Genomic DNA, 1860 nt, shown 5'->3' with positions numbered 1-1860 from the left:
CGCGCTCCTTCTCGTCTCGCGGCCGCACCTTGATCTTGAACCCGTCGGGCTTGATCGTCAGCGTTTCCTTCAGATGCATCTGGTAGCGATCGACATCGATCAATTTGAAACGTTGCAGGATCATGCCGATCGCGAGCGCCGCCTCGTGCATCGCGAAGCCGCGGCCGATGCAAGCACGCTGTCCGTTGCCGAACGGCTTCCAGGCATTGACGGGACGCACGGCCTCGGCCTCGCGTGAAAAGTTCTCCGGATTGAACACGTCGGGATTGGGTCCCCACACCGAGGGATCCCGATGCAAGGCGAGCACCAGCACCGTGACGAACGTGTTTTTCTTGAGCTGATATTTGCCGCCAATCGTTTCGTCGTTTAGCGGCGAAATGCCGTAGGCCGGCGCCGGCGGCCACATCCGCAACGCCTCCTTAAGAACCTGCGTGATGTAGGTGAGCTGTGTCACCTGCTGATAGGTCGGCCTGACATTGATATCGGGGCCAAGCACGCGATCGACCTCTTCATAGGCTTTCTTCAGCACATCGGGATGCTTCAGGAGCGCATAGAGCGTGCAGGACAGCAATCCACTCGTCGTTTCGTGGCCTGCAATCAGGAAGGTGTTGATCTGGTAGCGGATATTGACGTCGTCGAGCTGAGCGCCGGTGACACGGTCGACGCCGGTCATCATCGCTCCCAACATGTCCTTCTTGTCGTCGGCGGCGCTTGCACTCCTGCGCCGCTCGGCGACGATCTCGTCGACCATCTTGTTCATGAACTCGACGTCGTTCGACAGATCGCGGCGGCGCTTCTGCATCCAGAGATTTTCCAGTGGCAGGCCGCGGATCATCATGATGGTTTCGAGCGAGCGCACCAGCGACTCGACAAAAGGATGATAGTCGCGCCGGTAGAACGAGTTGAATCGGTAATCGAAGCCGCACAGCCCGATCGTATCGAGCGTCAGCGCGGTCATGTCGTGGACCACGTCGATTTCGTCGTCGGCGTTCAACCGCTCCCATTTCTTCACGAGCTGTTCGGCAATATCGACCATGCTCGGGTGATAGGACTGCATGGCCCGATTGCCGAACGGCTGCATCAGGATATTGTGAGCCTTGCTCCAGTTCGGTTCGGTCGTGTCGGCGGTAAACAGGCCGTCACCGGCGACCGCACGCACCCGCCGCAACGGCCCGCGCACCGCCTTGTCGAAACGCTTCTCATCGCTGAGTTCGTCCACAAGGTCGTGGCCGGAGACGATGACGATCGGCGCGCCCATCATGTCGAGCCAGAAGATCGGCCCGAGCTCCTTGGCGAGCCGGGCGAGATTCTGCACCGGTGCGGTCGAATCCAGCGACAGCATATTGCCGACAACGGGCTTGGTCGGAGGATGCGGAATGGGACTTAATCGGTTCTTCGCCGGCATAACTCGTTCAATCCTACCTGTCTTCGTCATCGCGAGAAGCAGGCGACGAAGCGATCCAGTCTTAACGATAGCTGCTGGATTGCTTCACTTCGCTCGCAATGACGGCTCCTGCCCAAATCGCTTTCGCCGCCACTCGATCAGCTTGGCGCTGACTTCTTCCGGCTTTTCCTGCTGCGTCCAATGTCCGCTGTCGCGAACCAGGTATTTTTCCAGATCGGGAACCAGTTTTTCCATGCCGTTGGCCGCCGAGGGTGGTAGCACCGCATCGTTTTCCGCCATGATCATCAATGCCGGCACGCGAACCGTATGATCCAGTTCCGCCGAGCGCTGCCAGTTGCGAGACATGTTGCGGTACCAGTTGATGCCGCCGGTGAAGCCGGTTTTGGCAAAGGTGTCGACGAACACCCGCTTCTCCTCCTGCGACAGGATCGGCGTGCGCGGATCGTATTTGGCGT

The 1860-nt window shown here is 59.4% G+C and carries 2 protein-coding genes; both read right to left on the bottom strand.

Translation table 11 applies throughout. The features are described from left to right. A partial coding sequence (locus tag WB528_RS23960) for a cytochrome P450 (RefSeq protein ID WP_423891367.1) occupies nt 1-1405 on the bottom strand: 1405 nt, incomplete at its 3' end. 84 nt (nt 1406-1489) lie between these two features. Continuing rightward, nucleotides 1490-1860 (bottom strand): alpha/beta fold hydrolase (locus WB528_RS23955; RefSeq protein ID WP_423891366.1); only part of this gene is annotated, 371 nt, incomplete at its 5' end.

The sequence above is a fragment of the Bradyrhizobium sp. genome, assembly GCF_049586575.1.
In the GTDB taxonomy this organism is placed as follows: Bacteria; Pseudomonadota; Alphaproteobacteria; order Rhizobiales; family Xanthobacteraceae; genus Bradyrhizobium.
Note: the sequence above shows the minus strand (reverse complement) of the source record. Positions and strands in the feature narration are given on the sequence as shown.